Source organism: Halosegnis longus (assembly GCF_009663395.1).
Lineage (GTDB): Archaea > Halobacteriota > Halobacteria > Halobacteriales > Haloarculaceae > Halosegnis > Halosegnis longus.
Map to the genome: position 1 here is coordinate 1,939,619 of NZ_QKNW01000001.1, position 24,572 is coordinate 1,964,190.

General features: G+C 67.4%; 32 protein-coding genes. 14 read left to right on the forward strand and 18 right to left on the reverse strand.

Annotated features, from left to right (window positions below):
- Positions 1 to 32 precede the first annotated feature (32 nt).
- The 3 genes from DM818_RS10435 to DM818_RS10445 are packed head-to-tail and all read right to left on the reverse strand — an operon-like array spanning position 33 to position 2,650.
- Positions 33 to 932 carry a hypothetical protein gene (locus DM818_RS10435; RefSeq protein ID WP_123124252.1) on the reverse strand — a complete coding sequence of 300 codons (900 nt, stop codon included), beginning with the start codon at positions 930 to 932 and terminating at the stop codon, positions 33 to 35.
- A complete protein-coding gene (gene priS, locus DM818_RS10440; RefSeq protein WP_123124251.1) occupies positions 929 to 2,116 on the reverse strand; it encodes a DNA primase small subunit PriS in 1,188 nt (395 codons plus the stop codon). The genes DM818_RS10435 and priS overlap by 4 nt, the downstream gene beginning before the upstream one ends.
- A 48-nt stretch (positions 2,117 to 2,164) precedes the next feature.
- The gene (locus DM818_RS10445) at positions 2,165 to 2,650 is read right to left on the reverse strand and encodes a GNAT family N-acetyltransferase (RefSeq protein ID WP_123124250.1); all 486 of its coding nucleotides are present in this window, start codon (positions 2,648 to 2,650) and stop codon (positions 2,165 to 2,167) included.
- A gap of 83 nt (positions 2,651 to 2,733) precedes the next feature.
- On the opposite strand from DM818_RS10445, the gene DM818_RS10450 reads away from it, so the two are divergent.
- The 3 genes from DM818_RS10450 to DM818_RS10460 are packed head-to-tail and all read left to right on the forward strand — an operon-like array spanning position 2,734 to position 5,726.
- A complete protein-coding gene (locus DM818_RS10450) occupies positions 2,734 to 3,804 on the forward strand; it encodes a DUF502 domain-containing protein (protein ID WP_158601436.1) in 1,071 nt (356 codons plus the stop codon).
- Positions 3,801 to 4,214, forward strand: a complete 414-nt coding sequence (locus DM818_RS10455; protein WP_123124248.1) for an archease — start codon at positions 3,801 to 3,803, stop codon at positions 4,212 to 4,214. Before DM818_RS10450 ends, DM818_RS10455 begins: the two co-directional genes overlap by 4 nt.
- Positions 4,215 to 4,253: 39 nt before the next feature.
- Positions 4,254 to 5,726 carry an RtcB family protein gene (locus DM818_RS10460; protein WP_123124247.1) on the forward strand — a complete coding sequence of 491 codons (1,473 nt, stop codon included), beginning with the start codon at positions 4,254 to 4,256 and terminating at the stop codon, positions 5,724 to 5,726.
- Positions 5,727 to 5,914: 188 nt separating this feature from the next.
- Here the strand turns inward: DM818_RS10460 and DM818_RS15010 are convergent, their stop codons facing one another.
- Entirely contained in the window at positions 5,915 to 6,073 is a 159-nt protein-coding gene (locus DM818_RS15010; RefSeq protein WP_172967054.1) for a DUF7563 family protein, read from the reverse strand.
- A gap of 83 nt (positions 6,074 to 6,156) precedes the next feature.
- The gene (locus DM818_RS10465) at positions 6,157 to 6,468 is read right to left on the reverse strand and encodes a hypothetical protein (RefSeq protein WP_075936788.1); all 312 of its coding nucleotides are present in this window, start codon (positions 6,466 to 6,468) and stop codon (positions 6,157 to 6,159) included.
- 75 nt (positions 6,469 to 6,543) lie between these two features.
- Between DM818_RS10465 and DM818_RS10470 the strand changes: the two genes are divergently transcribed.
- Positions 6,544 to 7,398 (forward strand): translation initiation factor eIF-2B, encoded by an 855-nt coding sequence (locus tag DM818_RS10470; protein WP_123124246.1) that lies wholly within the window; start codon positions 6,544 to 6,546, stop codon positions 7,396 to 7,398.
- Here the strand turns inward: DM818_RS10470 and DM818_RS10475 are convergent, their stop codons facing one another.
- Positions 7,399 to 7,584: a hypothetical protein gene (locus DM818_RS10475; RefSeq protein WP_075936786.1), complete on the reverse strand. Its 186-nt coding sequence runs from the start codon at positions 7,582 to 7,584 to the stop codon at positions 7,399 to 7,401.
- 99 nt (positions 7,585 to 7,683) lie between these two features.
- Here DM818_RS10475 and DM818_RS10480 point away from each other — a divergent pair, with 99 nt between their 5' ends.
- Positions 7,684 to 8,697 (forward strand): mechanosensitive ion channel family protein, encoded by a 1,014-nt coding sequence (locus DM818_RS10480; RefSeq protein WP_123124245.1) that lies wholly within the window; start codon positions 7,684 to 7,686, stop codon positions 8,695 to 8,697.
- On the opposite strand, the gene DM818_RS10485 is transcribed toward DM818_RS10480, so the two are convergent.
- Together DM818_RS10485 and DM818_RS10490 are read right to left on the reverse strand one after the other, a co-directional pair.
- The gene (locus tag DM818_RS10485) at positions 8,698 to 9,096 is read right to left on the reverse strand and encodes a universal stress protein (RefSeq protein WP_123124244.1); all 399 of its coding nucleotides are present in this window, start codon (positions 9,094 to 9,096) and stop codon (positions 8,698 to 8,700) included.
- 38 nt (positions 9,097 to 9,134) lie between these two features.
- A complete protein-coding gene (locus DM818_RS10490; protein WP_123124243.1) occupies positions 9,135 to 10,484 on the reverse strand; it encodes a bifunctional metallophosphatase/5'-nucleotidase in 1,350 nt (449 codons plus the stop codon).
- A 101-nt stretch (positions 10,485 to 10,585) separates the two neighbouring features.
- On the opposite strand from DM818_RS10490, the gene DM818_RS10495 reads away from it, so the two are divergent.
- Genes DM818_RS10495 through DM818_RS10520 form a run of 6 tightly spaced genes read left to right on the forward strand, consistent with a single transcriptional unit; the run spans position 10,586 to position 13,777 of the window.
- Complete coding sequence (locus tag DM818_RS10495) at positions 10,586 to 10,837, forward strand: DUF5816 domain-containing protein (RefSeq protein ID WP_075936782.1); 252 nt, start codon at positions 10,586 to 10,588, stop codon at positions 10,835 to 10,837.
- Positions 10,838 to 10,886: 49 nt separating this feature from the next.
- The gene (locus DM818_RS10500) at positions 10,887 to 11,201 is read left to right on the forward strand and encodes a DUF7116 family protein (protein WP_075936781.1); all 315 of its coding nucleotides are present in this window, start codon (positions 10,887 to 10,889) and stop codon (positions 11,199 to 11,201) included.
- Positions 11,202 to 11,240: 39 nt separating this feature from the next.
- A complete protein-coding gene (locus DM818_RS10505) occupies positions 11,241 to 12,188 on the forward strand; it encodes a metal-dependent hydrolase (protein ID WP_158601435.1) in 948 nt (315 codons plus the stop codon).
- 39 nt (positions 12,189 to 12,227) lie between these two features.
- Positions 12,228 to 12,875, forward strand: a complete 648-nt coding sequence (locus tag DM818_RS10510; protein ID WP_075936779.1) for a hypothetical protein — start codon at positions 12,228 to 12,230, stop codon at positions 12,873 to 12,875.
- Positions 12,872 to 13,537 carry a hypothetical protein gene (locus DM818_RS10515; protein ID WP_123124241.1) on the forward strand — a complete coding sequence of 222 codons (666 nt, stop codon included), beginning with the start codon at positions 12,872 to 12,874 and terminating at the stop codon, positions 13,535 to 13,537. Before DM818_RS10510 ends, DM818_RS10515 begins: the two co-directional genes overlap by 4 nt.
- Positions 13,538 to 13,579: 42 nt before the next feature.
- Positions 13,580 to 13,777 (forward strand): dodecin, encoded by a 198-nt coding sequence (locus tag DM818_RS10520; RefSeq protein ID WP_075936777.1) that lies wholly within the window; start codon positions 13,580 to 13,582, stop codon positions 13,775 to 13,777.
- 24 nt (positions 13,778 to 13,801) lie between these two features.
- Here the strand turns inward: DM818_RS10520 and DM818_RS10525 are convergent, their stop codons facing one another.
- The 3 genes from DM818_RS10525 to DM818_RS10535 are packed head-to-tail and all read right to left on the reverse strand — an operon-like array spanning position 13,802 to position 16,711.
- Positions 13,802 to 14,152: a HesB/IscA family protein gene (locus tag DM818_RS10525; protein ID WP_075936776.1), complete on the reverse strand. Its 351-nt coding sequence runs from the start codon at positions 14,150 to 14,152 to the stop codon at positions 13,802 to 13,804.
- A gap of 52 nt (positions 14,153 to 14,204) precedes the next feature.
- Entirely contained in the window at positions 14,205 to 16,475 is a 2,271-nt protein-coding gene (locus DM818_RS10530) for a CDC48 family AAA ATPase (protein WP_268891827.1), read from the reverse strand.
- Positions 16,472 to 16,711 (reverse strand): hypothetical protein, encoded by a 240-nt coding sequence (locus DM818_RS10535; RefSeq protein WP_123124240.1) that lies wholly within the window; start codon positions 16,709 to 16,711, stop codon positions 16,472 to 16,474. Before DM818_RS10535 ends, DM818_RS10530 begins: the two co-directional genes overlap by 4 nt.
- 142 nt (positions 16,712 to 16,853) lie before the next feature.
- Between DM818_RS10535 and DM818_RS10540 the strand changes: the two genes are divergently transcribed.
- Complete coding sequence (locus DM818_RS10540) at positions 16,854 to 17,639, forward strand: alpha/beta fold hydrolase (protein WP_123124239.1); 786 nt, start codon at positions 16,854 to 16,856, stop codon at positions 17,637 to 17,639.
- On the opposite strand, the gene panB is transcribed toward DM818_RS10540, so the two are convergent.
- On the reverse strand, positions 17,636 to 18,442 hold the full coding sequence (gene panB, locus DM818_RS10545) for a 3-methyl-2-oxobutanoate hydroxymethyltransferase (protein WP_075936773.1): 807 nt from the start codon (positions 18,440 to 18,442) through the stop codon (positions 17,636 to 17,638). The two genes, DM818_RS10540 and panB, sit on opposite strands and share 4 nt — an antisense overlap.
- A gap of 77 nt (positions 18,443 to 18,519) precedes the next feature.
- On the opposite strand from panB, the gene DM818_RS10550 reads away from it, so the two are divergent.
- The gene (locus tag DM818_RS10550; RefSeq protein ID WP_075936772.1) at positions 18,520 to 19,473 is read left to right on the forward strand and encodes a D-2-hydroxyacid dehydrogenase; all 954 of its coding nucleotides are present in this window, start codon (positions 18,520 to 18,522) and stop codon (positions 19,471 to 19,473) included.
- 7 nt (positions 19,474 to 19,480) lie between these two features.
- On the opposite strand, the gene DM818_RS10555 is transcribed toward DM818_RS10550, so the two are convergent.
- The gene (locus DM818_RS10555) at positions 19,481 to 19,843 is read right to left on the reverse strand and encodes a VOC family protein (protein ID WP_075936771.1); all 363 of its coding nucleotides are present in this window, start codon (positions 19,841 to 19,843) and stop codon (positions 19,481 to 19,483) included.
- Positions 19,844 to 19,921: 78 nt separating this feature from the next.
- Here DM818_RS10555 and DM818_RS10560 point away from each other — a divergent pair, with 78 nt between their 5' ends.
- Entirely contained in the window at positions 19,922 to 20,362 is a 441-nt protein-coding gene (locus tag DM818_RS10560) for a hypothetical protein (RefSeq protein WP_075936770.1), read from the forward strand.
- Positions 20,363 to 20,378: 16 nt separating this feature from the next.
- On the opposite strand, the gene DM818_RS10565 is transcribed toward DM818_RS10560, so the two are convergent.
- The 5 genes from DM818_RS10565 to DM818_RS10585 form a co-directional block, all read right to left on the reverse strand.
- The gene (locus DM818_RS10565; protein ID WP_075936769.1) at positions 20,379 to 21,017 is read right to left on the reverse strand and encodes a hypothetical protein; all 639 of its coding nucleotides are present in this window, start codon (positions 21,015 to 21,017) and stop codon (positions 20,379 to 20,381) included.
- The gene (gene asd / locus DM818_RS10570) at positions 21,017 to 22,048 is read right to left on the reverse strand and encodes an aspartate-semialdehyde dehydrogenase (protein WP_075936768.1); all 1,032 of its coding nucleotides are present in this window, start codon (positions 22,046 to 22,048) and stop codon (positions 21,017 to 21,019) included. Before asd ends, DM818_RS10565 begins: the two co-directional genes overlap by 1 nt.
- A gap of 60 nt (positions 22,049 to 22,108) precedes the next feature.
- Positions 22,109 to 23,608 carry an MATE family efflux transporter gene (locus tag DM818_RS10575; RefSeq protein ID WP_123124238.1) on the reverse strand — a complete coding sequence of 500 codons (1,500 nt, stop codon included), beginning with the start codon at positions 23,606 to 23,608 and terminating at the stop codon, positions 22,109 to 22,111.
- Positions 23,608 to 24,198 carry a TetR/AcrR family transcriptional regulator gene (locus tag DM818_RS10580; RefSeq protein WP_075936766.1) on the reverse strand — a complete coding sequence of 197 codons (591 nt, stop codon included), beginning with the start codon at positions 24,196 to 24,198 and terminating at the stop codon, positions 23,608 to 23,610. The genes DM818_RS10575 and DM818_RS10580 overlap by 1 nt, the downstream gene beginning before the upstream one ends.
- A gap of 130 nt (positions 24,199 to 24,328) precedes the next feature.
- Positions 24,329 to 24,526, reverse strand: a complete 198-nt coding sequence (locus DM818_RS10585; RefSeq protein ID WP_075936765.1) for a 30S ribosomal protein S17e — start codon at positions 24,524 to 24,526, stop codon at positions 24,329 to 24,331.
- Positions 24,527 to 24,572: the final 46 nt, after the last annotated feature.

Consider the following 24,572-nt stretch of genomic DNA (forward strand, 5'->3'; position numbering starts at 1 on the left):
TCTCATATACTGATTCGCACGACAGAACGCCACTACTCCAGCGGCTCGGCGGCGTCCTGCTTCAACAGGGGTTCGACGTTCTCGGCCGGGAGGTCCACGACGTCCTCCGAGGAGAGGTCATACGAGCGCTCGTCCACGCCGAACACCTCGCCCACGTCGCGCGTGATGCGGACGGTGGTGCGGTCGACGTTCGGCGACTCGTCGGACTCGTCCGAGCCGGCGGCGGGGTCGTCCGGGCCGGCGGTGTCGGCCGTCGTGCGCGTGGCGGGCGTGCGGTCGCCCGCGACCGCCTCGGGACCATCGTCGCCGTCGCCCATCATATCGGCGGCGCTGACCTCGTCGCTCGCGTCGGCTTCGGCCGGCGTGTCCGGGGGTGCGGCCGGCGCGTCGTCGCCCTCGGCCGTCGGGTCCAGCCCGAGTTCGGCCGCGGCGCTCGGTTCGGGCGCGGGGTCGGCGGTCTCCGACGTGTCGGTCGCCTCCGGCGTCGGTTCTGACTCGCTCGTCTCCGTCGCCGGCTCGCGCGAACAGGAGATGCCTGACCCGTCGCCCTCGAGCACCCCGTCGAGGACGTGGTCTCGATTCTGTTCGATTCGTTCGACCAGCGTCGAGAACAGGTCGCGCTCCTCGTCGGTCAGCCCGTCCTCGTCGGTGGGCATGCCGGCGGCGGCGATGGAGGCCATCTTGACCACTTTGCCGACGCGCCGCTCGTAAATCGCCTCGACGGTGGATTTGGCGGTCTCGATGTCGTCCGACAGTCGCCGCACTTCGGGCGAGGAGAACGGGTCGTCCGCGCGTTCCGCGGCGCGGTCGCGCTCGCGGGTCAACTCCTGGATGAACTCCCCCACGTCCTGATAGAAGCTGGGGCGGAGATTCTGCAGGCTACTCGCCTGTCGTTCCCGGCTCTGGATGGATTGGAGTTCGTCGAGATTCATTCTGCTACCTTCTCGGCGCGGCCCCGGGCCATCAGGAACACGCCGAGTGCTTCGTCCACCGCCTGTTTTCCGCCCTCTATCATAAATCCTTGCTCCCCGCCGAAGGTCGCCGGGCCGGGGTCGACTACGTCGACCCGAATCTCGTTCCCGCGGAACTGGGCCGGAATCGCGTCCCGGAGCGGCCGGAAGTCGTCGAGGTCGCCGCGGTCGATTTCCGTCACCACCAGCCCGGAGCCGCCGTGGAGACTCCCCGGCAGCCGGATGAGCCGGTTGATGTCCGTCGTCACCGGTTCGTCGATCGGTGCGCCGTCCTCCGCGAGCGTCTGCTCGAACAGTCGCTTCGCGATGGAGACCACTGCGGCGTGCACGTCGATGTTCCCCTCGCGCAGCTGGTCGTAGTTGTCCGTCGCCGCACGCAGGGTCGCCGTCGCCTTCCCCTCGCCGACGCCGTCGAACTCCTGGAGTCGGGCGAGCGCCTCCTCTTCGGGAAGCTCGCGGAGTTCGTCTACGAGGTCGAGCAGATGGCGGTGGACGCGGGCACCCCACCCGCCCTCGGTCGGGAGCATCCGCTTTTGCGTCGGATTCTTCAGGCCGAGTCCCTCGACCGTCTCCGTCCGGAGCAGGTCCTCGAAGGCCACGTCCGGACCGCGGACGTACTCGACGATTTCGTCGCGCTGGTCGCGCCCGAGTTCCTGCACGCGGTCGGCGCGCACGTGAACGTGGTAGCCGCGCCCTCCGGAGAACACGACCGTCGGGTCGGTGAACCCGAAGTCGCCCTCGAGGAAGTCCAGCAGGGCAAAGAGTGCCTCCTTACAGGCGGCGAGCATCTCGGGGTAGCTCGTCGCCTCGGGGTCCACGCCGGGGAGGTGGTCGGCGTCGAGGTCGAAGACGAGGTCGGCCCCGCGCCATCCCTTCGCGCCCATCCGGGAGGCGTCGGGGTCGTCGTAGCGCCCGACGGAGTGGTAGACGTGGCGTGGTTGCTCGCGGGCGAGGAAGTCCGTAATCGAGCCGCTGCCGGCAACATCAAACCAGGACTGGTGGCGAATCATTGTCGTCCCGTCTCCCGGCGTGAACGGGATGTGTCCCCACTCGCGTTCGTTGGACGCCGGCGGCCCCTCGATGTCGCTCCGGCGGTAGTATTCGCCGAACCGGCCCGAGAGATACGTCCGCGTCCGCTCGTTCATCGGTTTCGAACTGCGTGACTCGGGAGTAAAAACATGTCCTTCGCCGCGTCACCGCCGGAAGAAGCGCGACAGCTTCTCGGTGAAGGAGTCCTCGCCAAGCCGGAGATAGTAGGCGTCGCCGTAATCCTCGTAGTAGTTGTCGATTTTTCGGACGATTTCGAAGCCGATGCCCTGGTAGAACTCGAGTGCGTTCTCGTTGCTGGTGCGGGCGTGACAGGTGACCTTGCCGTACTCCTCGGCGACGGCGGCGACGAGCCGCTTGCCGTGGCCCTCGCCGCGTTCGTCGGGGTCGACGGCCAGAAAGAGGATGTAGCCGTCTCGGCGGACGGAGGCGAAACCGATTAACCGCTCGTCGTCCAGCGTGCGCTCGACCAGCACGAACGTCCGCGACCGGGCGTACGCGTCGGTGAAGAACCCCCGACGCTGGCGGAGCACACCCTCCTCGCGTCGGATTTCTTCCTTCAGTGCCCACGCGTCCTCGACGAAGGTGTCGTCACCCTGTTCGACGACGCGAAGTTCGACTGTGGCACTCACTGATACAATCTACGAGCGGGAGACTTTAACTCCAACGCCCCACCCCCCGGAACGTTATAATGGGTGGCCACATCGGTGTCTGTATGTCGTTCAGCGTTGACGACGAGTCACAGGACGAGACCGACGGAGCGGACTCGATGAGCGAGGTCGTCCGCCGCTCGTTCCTGACCGGTATCGCGACCGTCGTCCCGCTCATCGTCACTGTGCTCATCGTCAATTTCGGAGTGGGGTACATCGACAGCGCGCTCCAGCCGCTCGTCGACGGACTCCGAGGCAGCCCGTTCGGGCCAAACGAGTTCACCGACCGCCAGATAAAGCTGCTCGCCGTCGTCGTCTTCCTCCTGTTCATCTTCCTGTTGGGCCTCGTCGCCGAGTTCTCGAAGCGCGGCACGAAGTTCGGCGCGTACTTCGACGACTTCATGTCCCGAATTCCGGGGCTCGGCTCCGTGTACACCTCGTTCAACGAGATGTCCGAGATTATGCTCGATTCGGACACCGACAGCTTCCAGGAGGTCGTCTTCGTCGAGTACCCCGGTGAGGGGTCGTACACGGTGGCGTTCAAGACCGCCGAGACGCCGTCGGTCATCGAGCGTGACACCGGCCACGAGGACATGGTGACCCTGTTCATGCCGATGGCACCGAACCCCGTGATGGGCGGGTTCGTCATCCACGTCTCGCGCGACCGCGTCGTCGACGTCGACATCACGGTCGAACAGGGGCTTCGCTCCATCGTCACCTCCGGCGTCGCGCTCACCGACAGCGACGACGGCCCCGACATGCGCGGGCTCAGCCCCGACGAGATGGAGACGCTCGGCAGCATCGAGCGCATCGAGCAACACACCGACCCCGGCCAGTCGCGGGCAGTCAGAGACGAAAACGAGGACACCGCCGAACGCGTCGAGGAGTACGACACCGAGGTCGCGCCGGAACACTCCGACACGCCGGACAAGATTGCCGACCGCGAGCGCACGGACGAGCGCGAGGAGACCGACACGGTCCCCGCCGAGGCAGCCAAACGAGACAGCCACACTGAAGAGACCGAACAGACACCCGCAGAGATGGCAGACCGCGACGACACCACCCGGGAGCCGACGACCGATACGCCGGCAGAACGCGCCGGCCGCAGCGACGACGAGGACGACCGCGAGACGTGACCGGTCGATTCGAGCTTCGCGACCACACCGCCGACGTTGCGGTCGCGGCCCGCGGCCCGACTCTCGATGCCGCCTTCGCTGCGACCGCGGACGGCCTGACAGCGGCGATGTGTGACGACGCTCTCCCAGACGGCGACCGGTTCGAACTCACCGCGCGGGAGTCCTCGCTCGAGACGCTGCTGTTCTCGTATCTGGACGAACTCATCTACCAGCGTGACGTGCGTGGCGTCCTCCCGTGTGACCACGAGGCCGTCGTGACCGAGACGGCCGACGGGTGGGCGGTCACGGCGACCGCGCGGGGAGTCCCGCTCGACGCCGTCGCCGCACGCGACCTGAAGGCCGTCACCTACTCACAGCTCTCCGTCACCCGGACCGACGACTGGGAGACGTACGTGGTTTTCGACGTCTGAGAGCGAAAGCTATTCCGCCGCGCCGCAAAGAGTCTCGCCATGAGCGACGACGACGAGACGTTCGAGGCGGGCGGGTACACCCTCCATCGCCGCCGCGAGTTCGTCTGGGAACTCCCCAAGCAGGGAGACATGCGCGTCCCGGCCCGCGTGCTCGCGAGCCGCGACCTCCTGGAAGCGATTTCCGATGACCGAACCATCGAACAGCTCCGGAACACGACCCACCTGCCGGGCGTCACCGACTACGCCATCTGCATGCCCGACGGCCACCAAGGGTACGGCTTTCCCGTCGGTGGCGTCGCAGCTATCGACGCCGAAAGTGGCTGTATCTCGCCGGGAGCGGTCGGCTATGACGTGAATTGCGGCGTCAGAATGTTGACAACAAATCTCACCTACGACGACATCGAGGGTCGCGAGGAGGAGCTGACGAACGCGCTGTTCGACGCGGTGCCGACCGGGCTCGGCGGCGGCGGTGTAATCAACGGGTCCCGCGAATCTATCGACGCCGCGCTCGAATACGGCGTCGAGTGGGCGCTCGAAGAGGGGTGGGCAGTCGAGTCTGACCTGACCCACTGTGAGGACGGCGGCCGGCGGCTCGACGCCGACCCGAGTGCCGTCTCGAAGCGCGCGAAAGACCGCGCGATGAACCAGATGGGGAGTCTCGGCTCCGGCAACCACTTCCTCGAAGTCCAGCGCGTGACGGATATCTTCGACGCCGACACCGCAGCCGCTTACGGACTCAGCGAGGAGCAGGTGGTCGTGCTCATCCACTGTGGCTCGCGCGGGCTGGGCCACCAGACCTGCAACGACTACCTCCGGCGAATCGAGGAGGAACACGACGACCTGCTCGCCCAACTTCCGGACCGGGAACTCGCCGCCGCGCCCGCCGGCTCCGACCTCGCGGCGGAGTACTACGGCGCGATGTGCGCCTGTATCAACTTCGCGTGGGTGAATCGCCAGCTCATCATGCACCGGACGCGCGAGGTCTTCGCGGACGTGTTCGACCGGAGCTGGCGCGAGATGGAGATGGAACTGCTGTACGATGTGGCCCACAACATCGCGAAACGCGAGGTCCACGAGACGAGCGCCGGCGAGACGGAGCTGTTCGTCCACCGGAAGGGGGCGACCCGGGCGTTCCCCGCCGGCCACCCGGAGGTGCCGGCAGCCTACCGCGACACGGGCCAGCCGGTCATCATCCCGGGGTCGATGGGGGCCGGCTCGTACGTGCTGTCGGGCGGCGAGCAGTCCCTGTCGGAGACGTTCGGCTCGACGGCCCACGGTGCCGGTCGGTTGATGTCGCGCACCCAAGCGAAAGACGAGTTCTGGGGCGGCGACGTGCAGGACGACCTCCGCGACCAGCAGAAGGTGTACGTCAAAGCCTCCTCGGGCGCGACAATCGCGGAGGAGGCCCCCGGCGTCTACAAGGACATCGACGAGGTGGTCCGGATTTCGGACGCGCTCGGTATCGGCGACAAGGTCGCCCGGACGTTCCCGGTCTGCAACATCAAGGGCTGAGTGCGGTCGCGGTACTGGTCACTTGTACGCCGAACGAAGGAACGTTTCACCGAGCCGACCAACGGGAGGCTCGGGACCGAGGCCCGACCACCGCGAGCGAAGCGAGCGACGGGAGGGCCGACGTGTCTTTTTAATGCAGATTTTTGCCTGAGCGAGCGGCTTCGCCGCGAGCGAAGTGCAAAAAGGTGCTATTGCTGACGTGGTGCCCGCGCCTCGCGCACGCCGTTGCCGTCGCGCATCTTGTCCTCACAGTGGGGGCAAACACGGACGCTCGACAGTTCGTCGGGGGCGAACACCTTCACGTACTGTTCGGAGACGTAAGAGTCGCAGTTGAGACAGTTAGCCATGTCCACGTTGTTCGGTCTGACACGTAAGTAGCTTCTGAGTTATCACCACCACGTGAGGCGGTTTCACGGGAAACCGTGATACTCTACCGCAGAAAGTCGAAGTTCGCGTCGACCGTCCCGACGCGGGGGTCGAGTTCCTCGCCGTGCTCGTATCTGATGAAGGAGAGGTAGTACGGCTCCCCGCACCCCTCGTCGGTCGATTCGCTCGCGCCACAGACGAGCTCGACGCCGTCGGCCCGCTCCTGTGGGTCGGTCTCGCCGTCGAGCTCGTACGCGGGGAGATACTCCCAGCCGTCGAGCGGCTCGGGCGTGACACACTTATCGCGCAGGGCGGCGTCGCGTTCGAGTTCGGCAAGCGTCTCACACCGCGGACAGTAGTAGCTCACCGTGACCATAGGTCGGGTAGGGGGGCCAACGGCTTGAGTCTCGTGTCCGAAGCTCTTTGTCCGCGCCCGCCGTCGCACTCGGGTATGATAGACGAGACCGTCGCCGAAATCGAGGCGATGCAGACCCACTCCTCGTCGGTCGTCGCGGTCAAGGCGGCGAATGCCCTCCGAGAGCTGGCCGACCGCGAGTACCCGACCGTGAGCGAGTATCTGCGCGACCTCGAGCGCAACTCCAACGCACTCCGGCGGGCGAACCCCTCACACGCCTCTCTCCACACGACCCAGCGGGATATCGTCACGACGGTCGACGAGGCGAATCCCGATACGGTCGCCGACGCGGTGGCGGCGACGGAAGACGCCATCGACCGCGTCGTCGACGAGGTGATGACGGCAAAAGAGGGGGCCGCCGCGGCCGCGGCCGAGCGGTTCGAGGACGGCGACACCATCCTCACCCACGACTACTCCTCGACGCTGCTGGAGGCAATCGAACTCGCAGCCGGCGACGGCGTCCACCTCGACGTGTATGTGACCGAGGCGCGCCCGCGGTACATCGGGCGCAAGACCGTCCGGACGCTCGCGGGAATCGATCGCGTGACGCCACACCTGCTGACCGACGCGGCGGCCGGCCACATCCTCGATTCCTGCGACCGGGTCGTCGTCGGAATGACCTGTATCGTCGACGGGCAACTGTACAATCGGGTCGGAACGCTGCCGATCGCGGCGACGGCAGCCGAACTCGACGTGCCGATGACGGTCGTCGGCGCGTCGACGAAGATTATCGACGAAGGCGGGTTCGCGTTCCAAAACGAGCACCGCTCGGCGACGGAGGTGATCCGCGAGCCGACGGAGGGGTTCGAGGTGGTGAATCCGGCCTACGACACGACGCCGCTGCATCTGGTCGACACCGTCGTCACCGACGAGGGCGTCGAACGGCCCTGACTACTCGAAGACGGGCTGTGAGACGACCGTCGTCTCGCAGTCGGGACAGACGATCCAGTAGCCGCCGTCGTCTTCTCTGAGCAGCCAGTCGCCGCCGAGCTTGCTCGTGTGGCCACACTCCTGGCAGAACAGCGCCAGCTTCGGCGCGTCTCCGGTGGAGGTGGTGGAGGGCTTTCTGTCGTGCACACTTCCCGTACGGGCTGGAGAAGTATAGGGCTGCTCGCAGCCGTGTGAACATACCCCACTGAGGGCAACGCTTTTTCGCGCCGCGGGCCAGCGGCGAGTATGCAACCGGGGACGCCGACGGCCACGCCGGAGGGACTGCGACCGCCGACGTGGCTACCGACTGAAATCCCCGGGTGGCTGTTCCAGCTTGCGACCGCCGTCACCATCGTCGTCGTCGGCTACTACGCCTCGAAGCTGGCGCGGCGGCTGCTCGGCCGCCGCATCGCTCGCCGGTTCAAGCGGCAAAGCATCAGCCAGACCGTCCTCCGCGCGACGCAGATGAGTATCTTCGTCGTCGCCATCTTCACCGCGCTCGCCGTCTTCGGAATCCGAATCAGCGACCTCGCAATCTCGCTGTCCGTGTTCTCTGCGGTTATCGGTATCGTGCTCGCGCCGCTCATCGGGAGCATCATCAGCGGCTTCTTCATCCTCTCCGAACAGCCCTACGAGATCGGCGACATGATACAGCTCGCGGACCGCGACACCTACGGCTTCGTCGAGGAGATTACGCTCCGGTACACCAAGCTGTTCACGCTCGACAACACGTTCCTCGTTTTGCCCAACGGGGCGATGCGCGACCGCGACGTGGTGAACTTCTCGGCGGAGGATTCCCGGACGCGGCTCGCGCTCGACGTGCTCGTCACCTACGAGTCCGACATCCCGGCGGCGCGCGACCGCATCGAGCGGGCCGCCAGACAGGTGGACACCGTCATCAACGGCGGGCCGGACATCCGCATCGGCGGGGCGCGCTACCCGGCCTCGCCGACCTGTTACATCGAGACCTACGGCGACCACGGCGTGAACCTCCGGCTCCGCTACTGGGTGACGGAGCCGTACAAGCTGCTCGCCACGCGCTCGAAGGTGCAGACGAACATCCGCGAGCTATTCGCCGACGCCGACGTGGAGATGGCCTACCCGCACTCGCATCTCGTCTTCGACGACACGAGCGGCGAAGTCGCGGTCGGGATGCGCGAGCGCGCCCCCGAGGAGTACGAGCGACCCGGCGGCGACTCGTCTCCTGACCGCACCGACGAGTCGGGACCGACGGACGACGGCGGCCCGAGCGACCCCTGACTACCCGGCGGTGACGACCTGTGCGTCCAGCTTCTCGCGGAGGAACGACTCCACGTCGGGGTCGTCCACGAGCGAGCGGACCATCCGTCGCCACCGGCTCGCCTGCTTGCGCCCGATGACGACGTAGTCGGCGTCCTCGCCCACGATTTCATCCAGAATCGTCTCCTCGACGAGGAAACCAGACCGGACGACGTAGCGGGCGTTGTCGAGGCTGCCGAACGACTGCTCGACAGCACGCCGAAGCTCTCTGCGGGTGACGCGGCCGTCGTTCTGGTAGAGATTCACGTGCAGAACCGTCAGCTCGGCGTCGTGGTCGCGGGCGAGGTCGATTGCTGTTTCGAGCGTCCGTCTGGAGTGGGCAGACAGCGGATACCGGACCGGAACGACGACACGAGTCATACGACAGCCACGAATTCGACCGCCCTGTGTCTTTCTGTTCAGACGTGACGGACGCGTCCCTCGACCGTCGGGTCGAGCCCCTCGCTGCGGGCGTAGTCGGCGAGCACTTCGTACTGTGTGCGGGTGGTTTCGACCCGGTGGTCCATCCCGACGGCGGGGAACTCGTCGTCCGAGTGGAGCAGGTAGTCGGCCAGCGCGACCCGATAGGTGCGGTCGGGGTCGAGCGGCTCGCCGTTGACGGTCGCACTCGTGAGCGTGTCGCTCGCGCGGTCGTACTCGATGGTGGCCCCCGAGAGGTGGGCGTGCCACCAGTCCGGCTCGCCGAAGCCGAGCCGCGACCCCTCGCCCTGTCTGAACACCTCGCGAAGCTCCGCGCCCGTCAGCTCGGCGACGGCGAGCGGCTCGTCGAACGGGATGAGCGAGATGAGGTCGCCGACCGTCACCTCACCCGAGAGCGCCGGTCCCGACCGGATGCCGCCGGAGTTTTGCAGGCCAACGTCGGCGTCCGTCTCCCACCGGTAGGCGTCCGCGACGAAGTTCCCGACGCGGGACTCCCCGTGGAAACAGGCGACCTCGGTGCGCTCGATTGGCTCCTCGACGGTCGCGACCACCTCGTCGACGCCGGCCTCGTCGAGTCGCGTCTCGACCGCCTCGGCGATGGTCTCGTCGCGCGGACCGTCGGCGACGACGTGACGGGTCACCGCCTTCTCCGGGAGCGTCACCTCGAACAGCACCTGTCCGTTGACCCCCGGGCGCGTCAGGAGCGTGTCGTCCAGTCGTTCGACCAGTTCGGCGTGGTTGTGGCCGCCGAGCACGACGTCTACGTCGACTTCGGCAGCGAGCGTCTCGTCGCCGCGACCGAGATGGGAGAGACAGACCACGTAGTCGACCCCTTTCGCTCGGAGGTCGGCGACGGCTTCCTCGGCGGCGGCAATCGGGTCGGTGAAGACCACGTCCTCGGTGGCGGGATTGATGCTCGCGGTCTTGGGCGTGACGAGGCCGAAGACGCCGACGCGCTTCCCGTCCCGCTCGAAGATCTGCCACGGGCGCACGCCCGACTCGTGGCCGAACTGCTCGCCGTCGCGCTTGACGTTGGCACAGAGCCACGGCTGGGGGGCGCGCTCGATGATGTCGAGCGCGCGGTCGGGGCCGTAGTCGAAGTCGTGGTTGCCGAAGGTGTCGGCGTCCGGGTCGACGGCGTGGAAGAAATCGAGCGCCTGCTCGCCTTTCGTCACGAGCGGGAGAACTCCGGGAGACGTGTTGTCGCCGGTGCCGAACACGAGCGTGTCGGCGTCGCGGCGGGCGTCGATGGTGCCCGCGAGCCGCGCGAGTCGGGCGGGGTCGTCGTAGGCGTTCTCGATGTCGGAGTAGTGGAGAAGCCGAAGCATACCACGTCTCCGCTACTCGCGTGAAAAACGGTGTCGTTTGAAGCGCTCTCTGGGTCCTGCCAGACCGTACTGTTTTCGCCCCGGAAGCCGTTCGGGTCGGTATGAGCAACACCACGCTAGAGGAACGCGACCACGAGGGCGAGACGCTGTACGTCTCTCGTCGCGAGGCAGAGAAGGGGGCCGACGCGCCGTTCTTCGTCGTCTACGTCGACGAGGCGCGCGAGCGGCCGTGGGGGTATCTGTGTGGCAACTGCGACAGCCTCTCGACGGCGATGGACTCGATGGGTCGCGTGAAATGCAACGACTGTGGCAACTTCAAGCGCCCCGACGAGTGGGACGCGGCCCACGAGTAGTGTCAAACCGTGCAAAACGTTAACACACATGACGACGAAGTAGGAATGAATGTCCGCAGAGCACGCGGGACTCACAGAGAAGGCCGAATCGATATTCCGAGGGCTGGGCTACGAGATCGAGCGTGGCGTCGACGGACTCCACGCGACACGCAAGTGGCGGACCGTCCACGTCACGACCGGTGAGCCGACGAACGACGAGCCAGCGGCGGGGCTCCGCTGCTTTGTCGCCCGGGCCGACCGTGCAGACGACCTCTGTGCTGAACTCTGTGAGGGAGAGTATCCGTACGACTGGGCGGTCATCGGCGTCCACGACGACGGCTACGACGTGCTCCACCCGTCCGCGCCGACGCTCGAAGCGCCGTAACGACAGATAACTTATCTCTCTGCGCGCGCTACGAGGGTCGTGTTCATCGGCCACGGCTTCCTGGCGTTCGCGCTCGTCGCAGCCGTGGCCACGCGGGCCGGACTGTCGCGCGAGCGGACGCTGGCGGTCGGGCTTCTCGGCGGGCTGTTCGGGCTTGCTCCCGACGTAGACATGGCGTACGCCTTTCTCGGCGTGCTCGAACCGACCGGCGAGAGCGCCGTCGGTAGCTTCTGGGCCGCGAGCACCGAAATCCACCGGGTCGTCACCCACTCGCTCGTCGTCGGCTCGGTCTTCGGTCCCGCCGCGGGCGCACTCGCGAGCGACCGCCGCCCGCTCCAGCTCCTCGGCGCGGGCGCGCTCGCGGGGAGCGTCGCCGTCGCCCTCACCGTGTCCGGGGGACTCCCGGCCGTCGTCGTCGGGTTGCTCGCCGTCACGGTCGCCGTGCTCGCTCGCGGTGCACGCCGGTACGACATCGGTCCGGCCGCGGTCACCGTCGCCGGCGTCGTCGGACTCTGCTCACACCCGTTCGGCGACCTGCTCACCGGGACCCCCCCGGCCTTCCTCTACCCCTTCGACGTGACGCTCATCGCGACGCGGCCGAATCTGCTCGGCGACCCGACGCTGAATCTGCTCGCGCCCCTCGCCGCGGAGCTCGCGACCTTCTGGCTCGCGCTCGGCGTCTATCTGTGGCTCGTGCGCGGCGACCACCCCTTGCGCCACGTGCGCCGGCGGCTCCGGACGCGTGCCGGATTGGCGACGCTGTTTGCCGCGTTCGTCGTCGTCGCGCCCGACCCGACGCTCCACACCGCCTACCTGTTCGTGTTCTCGCTGCTCGCGCTGTCGCTTGCGGTTGCGACTCCGCTGCCGGCACTCGACGTGCGGTCGCTGTCGGACCTGCGCGGTGAGCCGTTCACGACCGGCGTCACCGGACTCGCAGCCATCACCCTCGCGACGGCGACGTACACGGTCGCGTATCTCGCGGTGTAGTCCCCGACAACTAAGAGTACCCGACGGGAACAGCGGGCCATGGAAGACTCAGGCGTCGGGCGACTACTGGGGGATGCACGCACCAACGCGTACCTCGCGTGGGCCGTTATCGTGTTCACTTTTCTCGTCGCCGTCGCAAACGCCGTGGCCGTCGCGCCGCTGTGGGCGGGCTTTGCGCTCGTCGTCGGGCTGCTCGGACTGGTGGTACCGGTGGTCTACCGCGACCCGACGGCGATGTTGCCGTGGGAGCTGCTGTTGCTCGCGGCGCTCCCACTGCTCGCCCGAGTCATCGCCTCGCTCGCGGCGTTCCGGTCTGATATCGTCACCTACGTGGCCGTGGCGGCGGTCGCACTGCTCATCGCCGTCGAGCTTCACCTGCTCACGCCCGTCGAGATGAGCTACCGGTTCGCGGTCGGCTTCGTGGTCGTCACGACGATGGCGGCGGCGGGCATCTGGGCGCTCGTCCGTTACGGCTCCGACGCGTATCTCGGCACCCAACTCCTGCTCCCGCCCGGCGGCCCGAACGCCCCCCGGGAGGCGCTCTCCGAGGTCGAACACAAGCTGATGGTCGAGTTCGTCGCGAGCTTCATCGCGGGCATCGGGGCCGGCGTGCTCTTCGAGGGGTACTTCCGCCGGCAACACCGCGGCGAGGACATCCTCGAGGAAGTGGAGGTGACGCTACGGTGAACATCCGTGGTCGGCTCGGCATCTCCGCGCGCCAGCAGCGACGGCTCGTCCGGGTGATGGAGCTGAGTCTGGTGGTGATGCTCGCCATCGGGGTCCGGTACGGCCAGACCGGCATCATCGTCAACTGCGGTATCGGGCTGGTCGTCGCCCGGATTCCGGGGCTGCTCAAACGGGATTACGACCTGCCCATGGACGCCGGACTCACCCTCTGGATTACCTCGGCGGTGTTTCTCCACGCGGTCGGGACCATCGTCGTCCCGGGCGTCGTCGAGCAGAACCTCTACCGGACGACGTGGTGGTGGGACCACGTGACCCACGCGCTGTCGGCCAGTGTCGTCGCCGGAGCCGGCTACTCGGTCGCGCGCGCCGTCGACGTACACGACGACGAGGTCCGGCTGCCGAGCCAGTTCATGTTCGTGTTCATCCTCCTGTTGACCTTCGCTTTCGGGGTCTTCTGGGAGGTCATCGAGTTCACGCTGGGCGTCGCGGCCGAGCGGTTCGGCGCGGCGGCGGTGCTCACGCAGTACGGGCTCGGCGACACGATTGCGGACCTCGCGTTCGACGCCGTCGGCGCGACCATCGTCGCTATCTGGGGAACCGCGCGACTCAGTGGCGTCGTCGCGGCGATTGCTGACCGACTCGAAAGCGAGTCCGGCTCCTGACGGGGGTACTTTCTTTTATATTGCCGGTGAAACGTCACCCGCATGGTGTTCAAGAAGGTCACCCTCATCGGCCGGAGCTCCGAGAGCTTCGACCACGCCACGGACGACGCGATCGACCGTGCAGAGGAGACGCTCGAAAACGTCCAGTGGGTGGAGGTCGAGGAGCTCGGCGTCGAAGTCGGCTCCGTCGAGGGACGGGAGTACCAGGCAGAAGTAACGGTTGCGTTCGAGGTAGAGTAACGGGCGACTCTTGGGAAGGAGCGACTACGTCCGAAAGCTCTCCCCGCAGCCACACTCGCTTTCCGCGTTCGGATTCTCGACCGAGAAGCCCTTGCCCTGCAGACCGCCCTCGAAGTCGAGCGTCGAGCCGCCGATGTACTCCATGCTCGCCGGGTCGATGAACACGCGCAGGCCGTGGCCTTCGACGATGGTGTCGTCTTCCTCCGGCTCGGTGTCGAAGCGCATTCCGTACGACAGGCCCGCACAGCCGCCCTGTTGGACGAACAGGCGGAGGCCGGCCACGTCCGTGTCCAGTCCCTCGTCCTCGATGAGGCCGACCGCCTGGCCGGCCGCCGGTTCGGTGATTTCGACGGGTGTGGTCTCGGTGCTGCTCATACTGGCTAACGGATACGCGCGGACAAAACAGTGACGCCGGCGGAGGGGCGTCTTACTGGAACGTGCGAGACACGTCGCGGCCGGTGTCGTCGCCGCTCTCGAAGTCCGCCTCGATATCGTCGTACTGTTCGCGGGTCTCCGCGTCGACCGATGCCTTCACCTCGTCGAGCGCCTGCTCGAAGTGGTCCATCGTCACGCGGACGTTTCCGGCGGAGCCGGCGGCGTCCTCGGGGTCGACGGAGTTGATGTACTCGCGGGTCGCGGCCATCGACGCCTCGCGGGCGACGGCCTCGATGTCGGCACCGACGTAGTTGTCGGTCTTGCGCGCCAGCCGGTCGAGGTCAACGTCGTCGGCGAGCGGCTTGTTCCGCGTGTGCACCTCGAAGATCTTGCGGCGGCCGTCCTCGTCGGGCACCGGCACGTGGATGTGGCGGTCCAGTCGGCCCGGGCGCAACAGCGCCGAGTCGATGAGGTCCGGCCGGTTCGTCGTCGCGACGACGACCACGTCTTCGAGCTCTTCCAGCCCGTCCAGCTCGGTCAGCAGCTGGGAGACGACGCGCTCGCCGACGCCGGAATCGCCCATGTTCTTGCCGCGCTGGCCGGCGATGGCGTCGATTTCATCGAAGAAGATGACCGTTGGCGCGTTCGAGCGTGCCTTCTCGAACACCTCACGGACACCCTTCTCCGACTCGCCGACGTACTTGTTGAGCAGCTCCGGTCCCTTCACCGAGATGAAGTTGGACTCGGCCTCGTTGGCGACGGCCTTGGCGATGAGCGTCTTCCCTGTACCGGGGGGACCGTACATCAGCACGCCCTTCGCGGCCTGTAGGTCCATCTGCTCGAACACCTCGGGGTAGTCGAGCGGCCACTGGATGGTCTCCTGCAGCCGGGTCTTGGTGTCGTCCAGGCCACCGACGTCGTTCCACTGCACGTCGGGTACCTCGACGAAGACCTCCCGCATCGCGCTCGGGGTGATACCCTTGAGCGCGTCCTTGAGGTCCGTCTCGGTCACCTCGATGGAGTCGAGCACCTCGGCGTCGATTTCGTCGCTTTCGAGGTCCAACTGCGGGCGGACGCGACGGAGCGCGTTCATCGCCGACTCCTTCGCCAGCGATTCGAGGTCGGCCCCGACGAAGCCGTGGGTCGACTCGGCGTACTCTTCGAGGTCGATGCCCTCTGCAAGTGGCATCCCGCGGGTGTGGACCTGCAGGACCTCCTCGCGGCCCTCCTGGTCGGGCACGCCGACCTCGATTTCGCGGTCGAAGCGGCCGCCGCGGCGGAGCGCGGGGTCGATGGAGTCGACGCGGTTGGTGGCGGCGATGACCGTCACCTGGCCGCGCTCGTCGAGCCCGTCCATCATCGAGAGCAGCTGGGCGACGACGCGGCGTTCCACGTCGCCGGACGTCTCGCCGCGCTTTGGCGCGATGGAGTCCAGCTCGTCGATGAAGATGATGGCCGGCTGGTTCTCTTCGGCCTCCTCGAACACCTCCCGTAGCTGTTCCTCGGACTCGCCGTAGTACTTCGACATGATCTCCGGCCCGGAGATGTCGGTGAAGTAGGCGTCGACCTCGTTGGCGACGGCCTTGGCGATGAGGGTCTTCCCCGTCCCCGGCGGGCCGTGCAGGAGCACGCCCTTCGGCGGGTCGATGCCGAGCTGTGAGAACAGCTCCGGGTGACGCATCGGCAGCTCGATCATCTCGCGCACCTGTTCGAGCTCGTCGTCCAGCCCGCCGATGTCTTCGTAGGTGACGTTCGGCGTGCTGCCCTCCTCGCTACCGGCGCTCGACTGCTCGCCGACGATCTGTTCGGCCGGCTGTTCGGAGATGTTGACCTCCGTCGAGTCCGTGATGACGACCGTCCCCGAGGGGTCGGTCTCGGCGATCTTCATCGGAATCTGCTGGCCGCTCATCGAGGAGAAGGCCCCGAAGCCGAAGCTGAACGGGACCTGCTGGCCGGGCGTGACCGCCTGCCCGGAGAGCTTGTCGCGAATCGGGCCGGCGATGTTGCCGCGAATCCGGAGATTCGCCGGGAGCGCGACGGTAATCGACTTGGCCGGGTTCACGTCGGCCTTCTCGATCTCGACGCGGTCGTCGATGCCGACGCCCGCCTCGGAGCGGAGCCGTCCGTCGATGCGGACGACGCCGGTGCCGGCGTCCTCGTAGCCGGGGAAGGTGCGGGCGATGGTCCGGTTGTCGCCGCGGCTGATGACGATGTAATCGCCGTTGTCCAAGCCGAGTTCCTCCATCGCCTCGGGGTCGACCATCGCGAGCCCGCGACCGGCCTTGCTCTGTGGCATCGGCTTCACGACGAGCGTCTGGCTCACCGAACCACCTCCACGGTGACGACGCCGTTGTTCACGCGAGCGGTCGCGTCGCCCGCGGGCACGTCAAACTCGTACTGGTCGTCGCCGACGACGACCATCGCGGTCCCGGCGACGACGTCTGCCGTCGCCTCGGTGCCTGCGCCAACGTCGGCCACGAAACCGACGGTGTCGCCCTGCTCGTACTGCGTCACGGCGACGCCGTCCTCGCGGGCGAACTGCGTTGTAAAGTCACTCATCCTAACTCCATGTTAGTCGCAATACTATATAAACGCATCGCCAGTAGCGGCATACTGTAATAAAGAGTCGGCCAAACTCTGTTTGCGGTTCAGCGCGCACCTCGGCCGTCGCGTTCAAGCCGCTCGGCCGCGAGCGTCGCCCATGGAGACAGTTACGCACGCGGGCAGAGAAATCGCGTACAGACGCACCGGCGACGGGGAGTTGCCCGTGCTCTACGTCCACGGGGCCGGCGGCGACCACCGGCTGTGGGTCGAACAGTACGCGCCCAACGGGGTCGGTCCGGCGGTCGCGCTCGACTTGACCGGCCACGGCGAGAGCGACGACGCCGACCTTGTTGTCGGGCCGGAGACGCTCGACGCCTACGCCGAAGACGTGCTCGCAGTCGCCCGCGAGACGGGCGCGGAGACGCTGGTCGGCAACTCGATGGGCGGGGCCGTCGCGCTGTGGGCCGTCCTCGAACACGGTTTCGACCCCGAGGCGCTCGTTCTCTGCGGCACGGGCGCGAAACTGGGCGTCGGCGACGAGCTACTGGCGATGTTCGACGGGGAGTTCGACGCCGCTCTCGAAACGCTTGCCGCGCCGAATCTTCTCTTTCACGACGCCGACGCCGACACCGTCGCCCGAACGACGGCCGCGTTCCACGAGACGGGCCAGGCCGTCACGGTCCGCGACTTCCGCACCTGCGACACGTTCGACGTGCGCGACCGGCTCGAGGAAATCGAGACTCCTGCGCTCGCCATCACCGGCGAGCACGACGGCATGACGCCGCCGTCGTTCACGGAGTACCTGGGCGAAGAGCTACCGGACTGTGAGACGACACTGCTGGCGGACTGCGCGCATCTGTCGATGCTCGAACGCCCGGCCGTCTGGAACGAGCGCGTCCGTGCGTTCCTCGGGACGGAGCGCCGTCACGTCCCCGACAGCTAGTACACGTCCTCTAACTCGTCCTCGTAGTGTGAGTGGTCCTCGCCCGGGAACTCGCCCGACTCCACGTCCTCGCGGTAGCCTTCGACCGCTCGCTGCATCTCGCCGCGCACGTCGCCCCACGCCTTCGAGAACGGGGCCGTCCCCTCACTCAGCCCGAGCACCTCGTCGACGACGAGCACCTGTCCGTCACACTCCGGCCCCGCACCGATGCCGATGGTCGGAATCGCCAGTTCGTCGGTCACCTCGCTCGCGAGGTTCGCGGGGACGTGCTCTAGGACGAGCGAGAACGCGCCGGCGTCCTCGTGGGCGCGCGCGAGGTCGAGAATCTCCCGTGCGCCCTCGGCGTCGGTTCCCTGTCGGAACAGCCCGGTCTCGTTTTCGCGCTGCGGGGTGAGCCCCAGATGGGCCATCGTCGGGATGCCGAGGTCGGTCAGCTGTTCGGTCAACTCGACGGTGTGTGGACCACACTCCAGCTTGACGGCGTCGGCGTCGGCCTCCTTCAGCATGCGGCCGGCGTTCTCGATGCTCGCCTCGGTGCTCACGCCGAAGGAGAGAAACGGCATGTCCGCGACGACGAGCGCGTCGTCGGCTCCGCGTGCGACCGCGGCGGTGTGGCTCGCCATCTCGTCGACCGTGACGGGCAGCGTCGAGTCGTGACCCAACTGCGTGTTCCCGACGGAGTCACCGACGAGAATCACGTCGATGCCGGCCTCGTCGACGACGGCGGCGGTCGGGGCGTCGTAGGCCGTGAGCATGGTAATCGGCTCCGCGCCTGCCTTCGCTCGGATGTCCTTCGCGCGCATACCGGGCGTCCGACCGCGCCGGCGATAAAGCTCCCGTCGCCGGACGGATTTTTGACCCCTGACCGCGAGGCTCGCGTATGAAGATTCTCGTCTTGCGCGAGGGCGTCCACGGAACGAACGCGAGCGACTACGCCGTCGAGTTGCGCGACCGCCTCCCCGACCACGAGGTCGTCCACGCGCGCACTCCCGACGAGGAACGCGCCGAAATCACCGACGCGGTCGTCGCGACCGGGACGGACATCACCGCTGACCTGCTCGACCGCGCCGAGGCCCTGCGACTCTTCGCCGGCGCGTACGCCGGCCACGGCCACCTCCCCCTCGACGCGCTCGAGTCACACGGCGTCGGGCTGACGAACGCCACCGGCGTCCACGCGCCCAACATCGGCGAGTACGTCGTCGGCGCGCTGCTTTCTCACGTCCGCAACTTCCAGCAGGCGTACCGCCACCAGGAACGCCGAGAGTGGCAGCCGATGCCCGTGACCGAACTCGCCGGGTCGACCGTCACCGTCGTCGGCCTCGGCAACATCGGACGAGCCGTCGTCGAGCGACTCGACCCGTTCGACGTGGAGACAATCGGCATCCGGGCCTCGCCCGACCTCGGCGGGCCCGCAGATACGGTCCTCGGTCCCGACAGCCTCCACGACGCGCTCGCGGACTCGGACGCGGTCGTGCTCGCGTGCCCGCTCACGGACGCGACCCGCGGACTTATCGGGGACGCGGAGTTCGCGACGATGCCCACGGAGTCGATTCTCGTCAACGTCGCGCGCGGCCCGGTCGTGGACACCGACGCGCTGCTGGAGGCGATTCGCAACGGCCGCATCGGCGGGGCCACCCTCGACGTGACCGACCCCGAGCCGCTTCCCCCGGAGCATCCGCTCTGGACGCTCTCATCGGTACAGATCACGCCGCACAACGCGGGGTCGACGCCCCGTTATTATGAACGGTTGGCCGAGATTGTCGCCACGAACGTCGACCGCGTGGAGCAGGGCGACTGGAGCGTCGACCTCGACAACGTCGTCATCGAACCCTAGTCGAGTCTCACTCGAGCGGCTCGATGAGTTCGAGCACGTGGCCGTCCGGGTCCTCGATGAAGGCGGTGCGCGCGCCGGCGGCCGGCTGGTCGCCCGGCTCCTGCACGACGCCGTGGTTCTCGACGCGCTCGAAGGTGGCGTCCACGTCGTCGACGCGGATGGCGAGGTGGTCCCACGCGGTCCCCTGGTCGAACTCGGTGTCTCCCTCGGTGTCCGAGAGCTGAAGCTCGACGCCGTCGTCGTCGGCGATGTAGCGGTTTTCGGTGTCGCCCGCCTCGAACGACCAGCTCTCCTCGAACCCGAACTGCTCGTAGAAGGCGATGGTCTCGTCGGCGTCCGCGACGTTCAGACAGGTGTGGAGTATCTCCATACTCCCTTCGCGCGCGCGCCGCCGACATGAATCCGACGGCACCGCTACGTACAACTGCCTCTCGCTCCATGACTCGGTATGACCAACCGTGGGGCCGTCCTCGCCGGCTGGGGTGCCGGCGTCGGCTACCTCGCCGTGCTCGCGTTCACGCCGACGCTCCACGAACTACCCGCCGCCTCGCTGCCGCTGCTGTTCGGGACGGGCGTCGTCGCGGGCGTCGTCGCGGGCACGCTCGCGGAGGACCGCACCGACCACCACGGCCTGCTCGCCGGGTCGCTCGCCGGCGGCGTTGCGGGCGCGGCTATCGTGCTCGTCTTCTTCGCGAACGAGCCGTACGGCGTCTTCAACGGGCTCAATCGGCTCGCGGCGACGGAGCTTTCTCGGTTCGATGTCGTCTTCGAGTACCCCGACGCGACGACCGGGCTTATCGCCGGGAGCTGTTGGACCATCATCGCCGGTATCGGTGCCTACGCGGGCGGCGTCGCCCCGCGGCTCCGGGGGGAACTCATCCGCGAATAGGTCCGGCGAGCGTCAGCTACTCGCGGGTCGACTCGATTTCCGCCCGCAGGTCATCGAGGTCGTCCTGGAGCGACTCGATTTTCCGCTCTGCCTGCGTCGGGTCGCGCGCGCCCAGCGAGAGCAGCCGATTCCGCACCGCCTGGAAGGAGGCGTCGACTTCCTCGCGGGCCGTCAGCGCGCGGTGGTTCGAGACGAAGTGGAGCAGCGTCCACCACCCCGCCGGCACGGGGCCATCGTCGGGGTAGGTGTCGACGGGCGCGAGGTCGGTGAGGTCGGCGTACTCCTCGTAGAGGGGCCGGGCCATCGCCGTCGCGAGAAACTGGAGGTCATCGACGAGTGCGTCGCCGCGGGGACCGAACGTCTCGGTGTCGTCGTCGGGACCGACCTCTCGCCACGAGTGAGCCAACCCCTCCTCGACGAGCTCGTCCCAGCGGTCGCGCTCGGCGGCGACGAGCAGGTCGACCTCGCCCCGGAGGTGGAGCCGGACCTGTCCGCCCGGCCGGCCGGGGTCGTGGCCGTACCGCAGGAAGCCGCAGCGCTCGCAGGCGTCAGTCGAGAGCAGGCGGTCGCGCGCCGAGAGCAGGTACTCGCGGACGAGCCGCTCGTCGGCGGCCGCGCCCGCGGTGTCGAACTCGACGACGGTGGCGTCGGCCACTACAGGTAGCCTTCCTCCAACAGCAGTTCGCCGTTGAGCACCGACGCGCCGGCCGCGCCCCGAATCGTGTTGTGGGCGAGACAGTTGTACTGGACGCCGCCCTCGGTCCGGCGGAACCCGCCCGCGGAGACGGCCATCCCGTCGCCGCGGTTCCGGTCGAGTCGCGGCTGTGGCCGGTCCAGTTCCTCGAACGTGTGGATGAGCCGCTCGGGCGAGGAGGGGAGCGTCGCGGACGGGTACGCCGACATCGCCGCGGAGACCTCTTCCGGGGTCACGTCGTCGCTCGTGTCGGCCCAGACGTTCTCTAGGTGGCCGTCGATGGTCGGAATCCGGTTACAGGAGGCGGCCACGTCCATCGAGTGGAGGACGACCTCCGCGCCGTTGAACTCACCGAGCAGCTTGCGCGACTCCGACTCCATCTTCTGTTCCTCGCCGCCGATGTGCGGGATGGCGTTGTCGATGATCTCCATCGAGGTGACGCCGGAGTAGCCGGCCCCCGAGACCGCCTGCAGGGTGGAGACGCGCACGGAGTCGAGCCCGTACTGGTCGAGCGCGGCCAAGGTGGGCACCATCGTAATCGTCGAGCAGTTCGGATTCTTCAGGAGTGCGCCGTCCCAGCCGCGCTCGTCGCGCTGGACGTCGATGAGTCCGAGGTGGTCGGCGTTCACCTCGGGGATGATGAGAGGCACGTCGTCGGCCATCCGGGCGTTCGAGGAATTCGAAGAGATCACGTAGCCGGCTTCCGCGAGGTCGGGTTCGACCTCGGCACCGACGCCGGAGGGGAGCGAGGAGAACAGCAGCGTCACGTCGTCGTCGATTGCGTCCGGCTCGGTGGCTGCGACCTCGATATCGGTCACGGAATCGGGCATGGGGGTGTCCGCCCGCCACTTGGCGGCCTCCTTGTACGTCTTGCCCGCCGATGCCGGGGAGGCGGTGAGCGTCGCGATGTCGAACTCCGGGTGGGGTTCGAGCAGCTGAATGAGTCGCTGTCCGACCGCACCGGTTGCGCCGAGAATGCCAACGTCTACCATTGGCGAACCTCGGACGGGCCGACTCAAAACCGTGTCGTCACGGGAAGGCGTTGCCGACCGTCAGTCGTCGCTTGCGGCGGCGTCCATGTCGTCGGCGTCCGTCGGTGCCGACTCGGAGCCGCGAAGCTCCGCGTCCCGCCAGCGGCCGCGCTTGAACCACGCTAACGCGAGCAGCGCGCCCACGACGTTGGAGACAACGAAGCCCCACCAGATGCCGGCCGGTCCAATCGCCGTGACCACCTGCGGAACGGTGAGCGTCACGCCGACGAGCGGGAGCGTGTAGACCCCGCCGATACCGAGTGCCAGCCCCGCCGCGACCGGGAGCCGGATGAGACCGAGGAAGGTGATGGTGATGACCGCCGACACGAGCGTCTGGCCCGCACCGCGGAATGCCCCCGTGTACGCGCGGACGACGCCGATGAAGCCGAAGGTCAGGGCGACGTACCGGAGGAACTGTGCGCCCGTCGCGACGACCTGTTCGGTCCCCGGATTCGACGGGTCGGTGAACACGCGGATAATCGGCTCGGGAAAGAGGAAGACGAGCACCCCGACGGCACCGAGGATGAGGAACGTGGCGACGGCGGCCACGTCGGCGGCCGTCTCCGCGCGGTCCGGCTTCCCGGCCCCGATGTTCTGGCCCGCCATCGTCTCGACGCCGCGCGCGACGGCAATCGCCGGCAGGAAGATGACCGAGAAGACGCGCACGCCGATGCCGTAGCCGGAGACGACCTCCGTGGCGAAGGTGCCGACGATGATGAGCAGGAGATTCACCGACAGCGACCGGCTCACGCCCTCGACGGAGGCGGGCACGCCGATGTTGAGAATCTCGCGCAGATAGCCGAAGTCCGGCTTCATATCCGAGACGCGTATCCTGACGCCCCGTTTGCCGGAGAACATGATGCCGAAGCCGGCGACGGTGGCGACGACCCGCGAGAAGACGGTGGCGTAGGCGGCCCCCTCGATGCCGAGTTCGGGGAAGAAGACCCAGCCGTTGATGAGGAACGGGTCGAGGACGACGTTGAGGATGACCGTCACCAGCATGACGAGCATCGGCGTCACGGTGTCGCCGTAGCCGCGCATCAGCGAGATGAAGATGAAGAAGCCGAACATCGCCGGCAGGCCGAGCGTGATGACCTTCATGTACTTCGTCGCCTCGACCAGCGTCGCCGGCGCGGCCCCGAAGATGGTCAACAGGTCGTCGACGATGAAGAAGCCGATGAACCCAAGTATGGCAGAGGCGGTAAGCGCGAAGACGACCGTCTGTGCGGCGGCGTACTCGGCCTGTCGCTCGTCGCCGCGGCCGGTGTTTTGTGCGACGAGGACGCTCCCCGCCACCGAGATACCGAGCCCGAGCGAGATGAATAGAAACACCATCGGGAACGCGAACGAAATCGCGGCCAGCGCGGTGTTGGAGTACTGGCCCAGCCAGAACGTGTCGGCCAGATTGTACGCCGTCTGGAGCAGATTCGTGATGACGATGGGGAGCGCGAGGAAGAAGAGCGGCTTCGCGACGCCGCCCTCTGTGAGTTCGAGGTCTTCCTTCCCGGGGAACAGCCCCATCAGACGGGCACCTCCGGGGCCTGTTCGCGGCCGAGCGTCGCGTCGAGATACTGCTCGAACAGCCGGCGAGCCTCGGCCGGTCGCTCGTCGAGCGCGACCCGGCGGACGTGCGAGCCGTTGATGGCCGTGGCGGCGAACCGCGCGGTGTCCTCGGGATCGACCTCGCGGAACTGGCCCGCCTCGATGCCGTCACGGATGGTCTCGGCGAGCGTCTCCCGCATCCGGGCGTCCATCTCGGCGAGGCGGTCGCGGTAGGTCTCGGAGTGTGGCGCTTGGGCCTTCATCGCGAGCAGCGCGATGGCGAAGCTGCCGTCGCTTTCCTCTGCGGGCCCGAACAGCGCCTCGACGAAGGTGTCGAGCCGCTCGCGAGGGTCGGCGGCCTCACACGCGAGCCGGGAGTCGAACCGCGCGATGGTCCAGTCGAGAAACGACTCCAGCAGCTCCTCCTTCGTGTCGTAGTGGTAGTGGAGGGCCGCCTTCGATTTGTCCCACTCGTCGGCGATACGCTGCATCGTGAGGTCGGCGTAGCCGTGCTCGCACAGCGCACGCGAGGTCGCGGCCATCACCGCCGCCTCCGTCTCGTCGTCCATCTACCCTAACTGACTAACTAGTCAGTCAAGTAGTTTGCGGAGCCGGAACGCTCGGCGTGAGCGACGGGAGCGGTGAGAAGAGTACGCGGCAGTGAGGCGGCGCGCGTGCGCCAGCAGAGATGTCGTGCGATTACGCGGCAGCGTAGGCGGCGCTTCGCTGCTTGCGGGTGATGTAGCCGGCGATGCGGTTGCGGACGCCCTTCGACTCGACGTTCGTGACGGCGGTGACGACCTCCTTGTTGTGCTCGAAGTCGGTGCTGAACGCCTCGTCGTATCGTTCGATGAGCGCGCGGGCGAGCTTCTTGATGTAGGCCGGTTTGATAGGCATCTTATCAAGAAGGACTCCTTGCCCGGATAAAAAGCGTTCGACTCTC

What these genes read in the sequence shown, in the direction of transcription:
- DM818_RS10575 (WP_123124238.1), bottom strand. Translation starts at nt 23,608, where the DNA reads ATGGGGCTGTTCCCCGGGAAGGAAGACCTCGAACTCACAGAGGGCGGC.
- DM818_RS10495 (WP_075936782.1), top strand. Translation starts at nt 10,586, where the DNA reads ATGAGCAACACCACGCTAGAGGAACGCGACCACGAGGGCGAGACGCTG.
- DM818_RS10540 (WP_123124239.1), top strand. Translation starts at nt 16,854, where the DNA reads ATGGAGACAGTTACGCACGCGGGCAGAGAAATCGCGTACAGACGCACC.
- DM818_RS10500 (WP_075936781.1), top strand. Translation starts at nt 10,887, where the DNA reads ATGTCCGCAGAGCACGCGGGACTCACAGAGAAGGCCGAATCGATATTC.
- DM818_RS10490 (WP_123124243.1), bottom strand. Translation starts at nt 10,484, where the DNA reads ATGCTTCGGCTTCTCCACTACTCCGACATCGAGAACGCCTACGACGAC.
- DM818_RS10470 (WP_123124246.1), top strand. Translation starts at nt 6,544, where the DNA reads ATGATAGACGAGACCGTCGCCGAAATCGAGGCGATGCAGACCCACTCC.
- DM818_RS10480 (WP_123124245.1), top strand. Translation starts at nt 7,684, where the DNA reads ATGCAACCGGGGACGCCGACGGCCACGCCGGAGGGACTGCGACCGCCG.
- DM818_RS10520 (WP_075936777.1), top strand. Translation starts at nt 13,580, where the DNA reads ATGGTGTTCAAGAAGGTCACCCTCATCGGCCGGAGCTCCGAGAGCTTC.
- asd (WP_075936768.1), bottom strand. Translation starts at nt 22,048, where the DNA reads ATGGTAGACGTTGGCATTCTCGGCGCAACCGGTGCGGTCGGACAGCGA.
- DM818_RS10510 (WP_075936779.1), top strand. Translation starts at nt 12,228, where the DNA reads ATGGAAGACTCAGGCGTCGGGCGACTACTGGGGGATGCACGCACCAAC.
- DM818_RS10435 (WP_123124252.1), bottom strand. Translation starts at nt 932, where the DNA reads ATGAATCTCGACGAACTCCAATCCATCCAGAGCCGGGAACGACAGGCG.
- DM818_RS10550 (WP_075936772.1), top strand. Translation starts at nt 18,520, where the DNA reads ATGAAGATTCTCGTCTTGCGCGAGGGCGTCCACGGAACGAACGCGAGC.
- DM818_RS10525 (WP_075936776.1), bottom strand. Translation starts at nt 14,152, where the DNA reads ATGAGCAGCACCGAGACCACACCCGTCGAAATCACCGAACCGGCGGCC.
- priS (WP_123124251.1), bottom strand. Translation starts at nt 2,116, where the DNA reads ATGAACGAGCGGACGCGGACGTATCTCTCGGGCCGGTTCGGCGAATAC.
- DM818_RS10450 (WP_158601436.1), top strand. Translation starts at nt 2,734, where the DNA reads ATGTCGTTCAGCGTTGACGACGAGTCACAGGACGAGACCGACGGAGCG.
- DM818_RS10580 (WP_075936766.1), bottom strand. Translation starts at nt 24,198, where the DNA reads ATGGACGACGAGACGGAGGCGGCGGTGATGGCCGCGACCTCGCGTGCG.
- DM818_RS10465 (WP_075936788.1), bottom strand. Translation starts at nt 6,468, where the DNA reads ATGGTCACGGTGAGCTACTACTGTCCGCGGTGTGAGACGCTTGCCGAA.
- DM818_RS10485 (WP_123124244.1), bottom strand. Translation starts at nt 9,096, where the DNA reads ATGACTCGTGTCGTCGTTCCGGTCCGGTATCCGCTGTCTGCCCACTCC.
- DM818_RS10535 (WP_123124240.1), bottom strand. Translation starts at nt 16,711, where the DNA reads ATGAGTGACTTTACAACGCAGTTCGCCCGCGAGGACGGCGTCGCCGTG.
- panB (WP_075936773.1), bottom strand. Translation starts at nt 18,442, where the DNA reads ATGCGCGCGAAGGACATCCGAGCGAAGGCAGGCGCGGAGCCGATTACC.
- DM818_RS10555 (WP_075936771.1), bottom strand. Translation starts at nt 19,843, where the DNA reads ATGGAGATACTCCACACCTGTCTGAACGTCGCGGACGCCGACGAGACC.
- DM818_RS10585 (WP_075936765.1), bottom strand. Translation starts at nt 24,526, where the DNA reads ATGCCTATCAAACCGGCCTACATCAAGAAGCTCGCCCGCGCGCTCATC.
- DM818_RS15010 (WP_172967054.1), bottom strand. Translation starts at nt 6,073, where the DNA reads ATGGCTAACTGTCTCAACTGCGACTCTTACGTCTCCGAACAGTACGTG.
- DM818_RS10560 (WP_075936770.1), top strand. Translation starts at nt 19,922, where the DNA reads ATGACCAACCGTGGGGCCGTCCTCGCCGGCTGGGGTGCCGGCGTCGGC.
- DM818_RS10460 (WP_123124247.1), top strand. Translation starts at nt 4,254, where the DNA reads ATGAGCGACGACGACGAGACGTTCGAGGCGGGCGGGTACACCCTCCAT.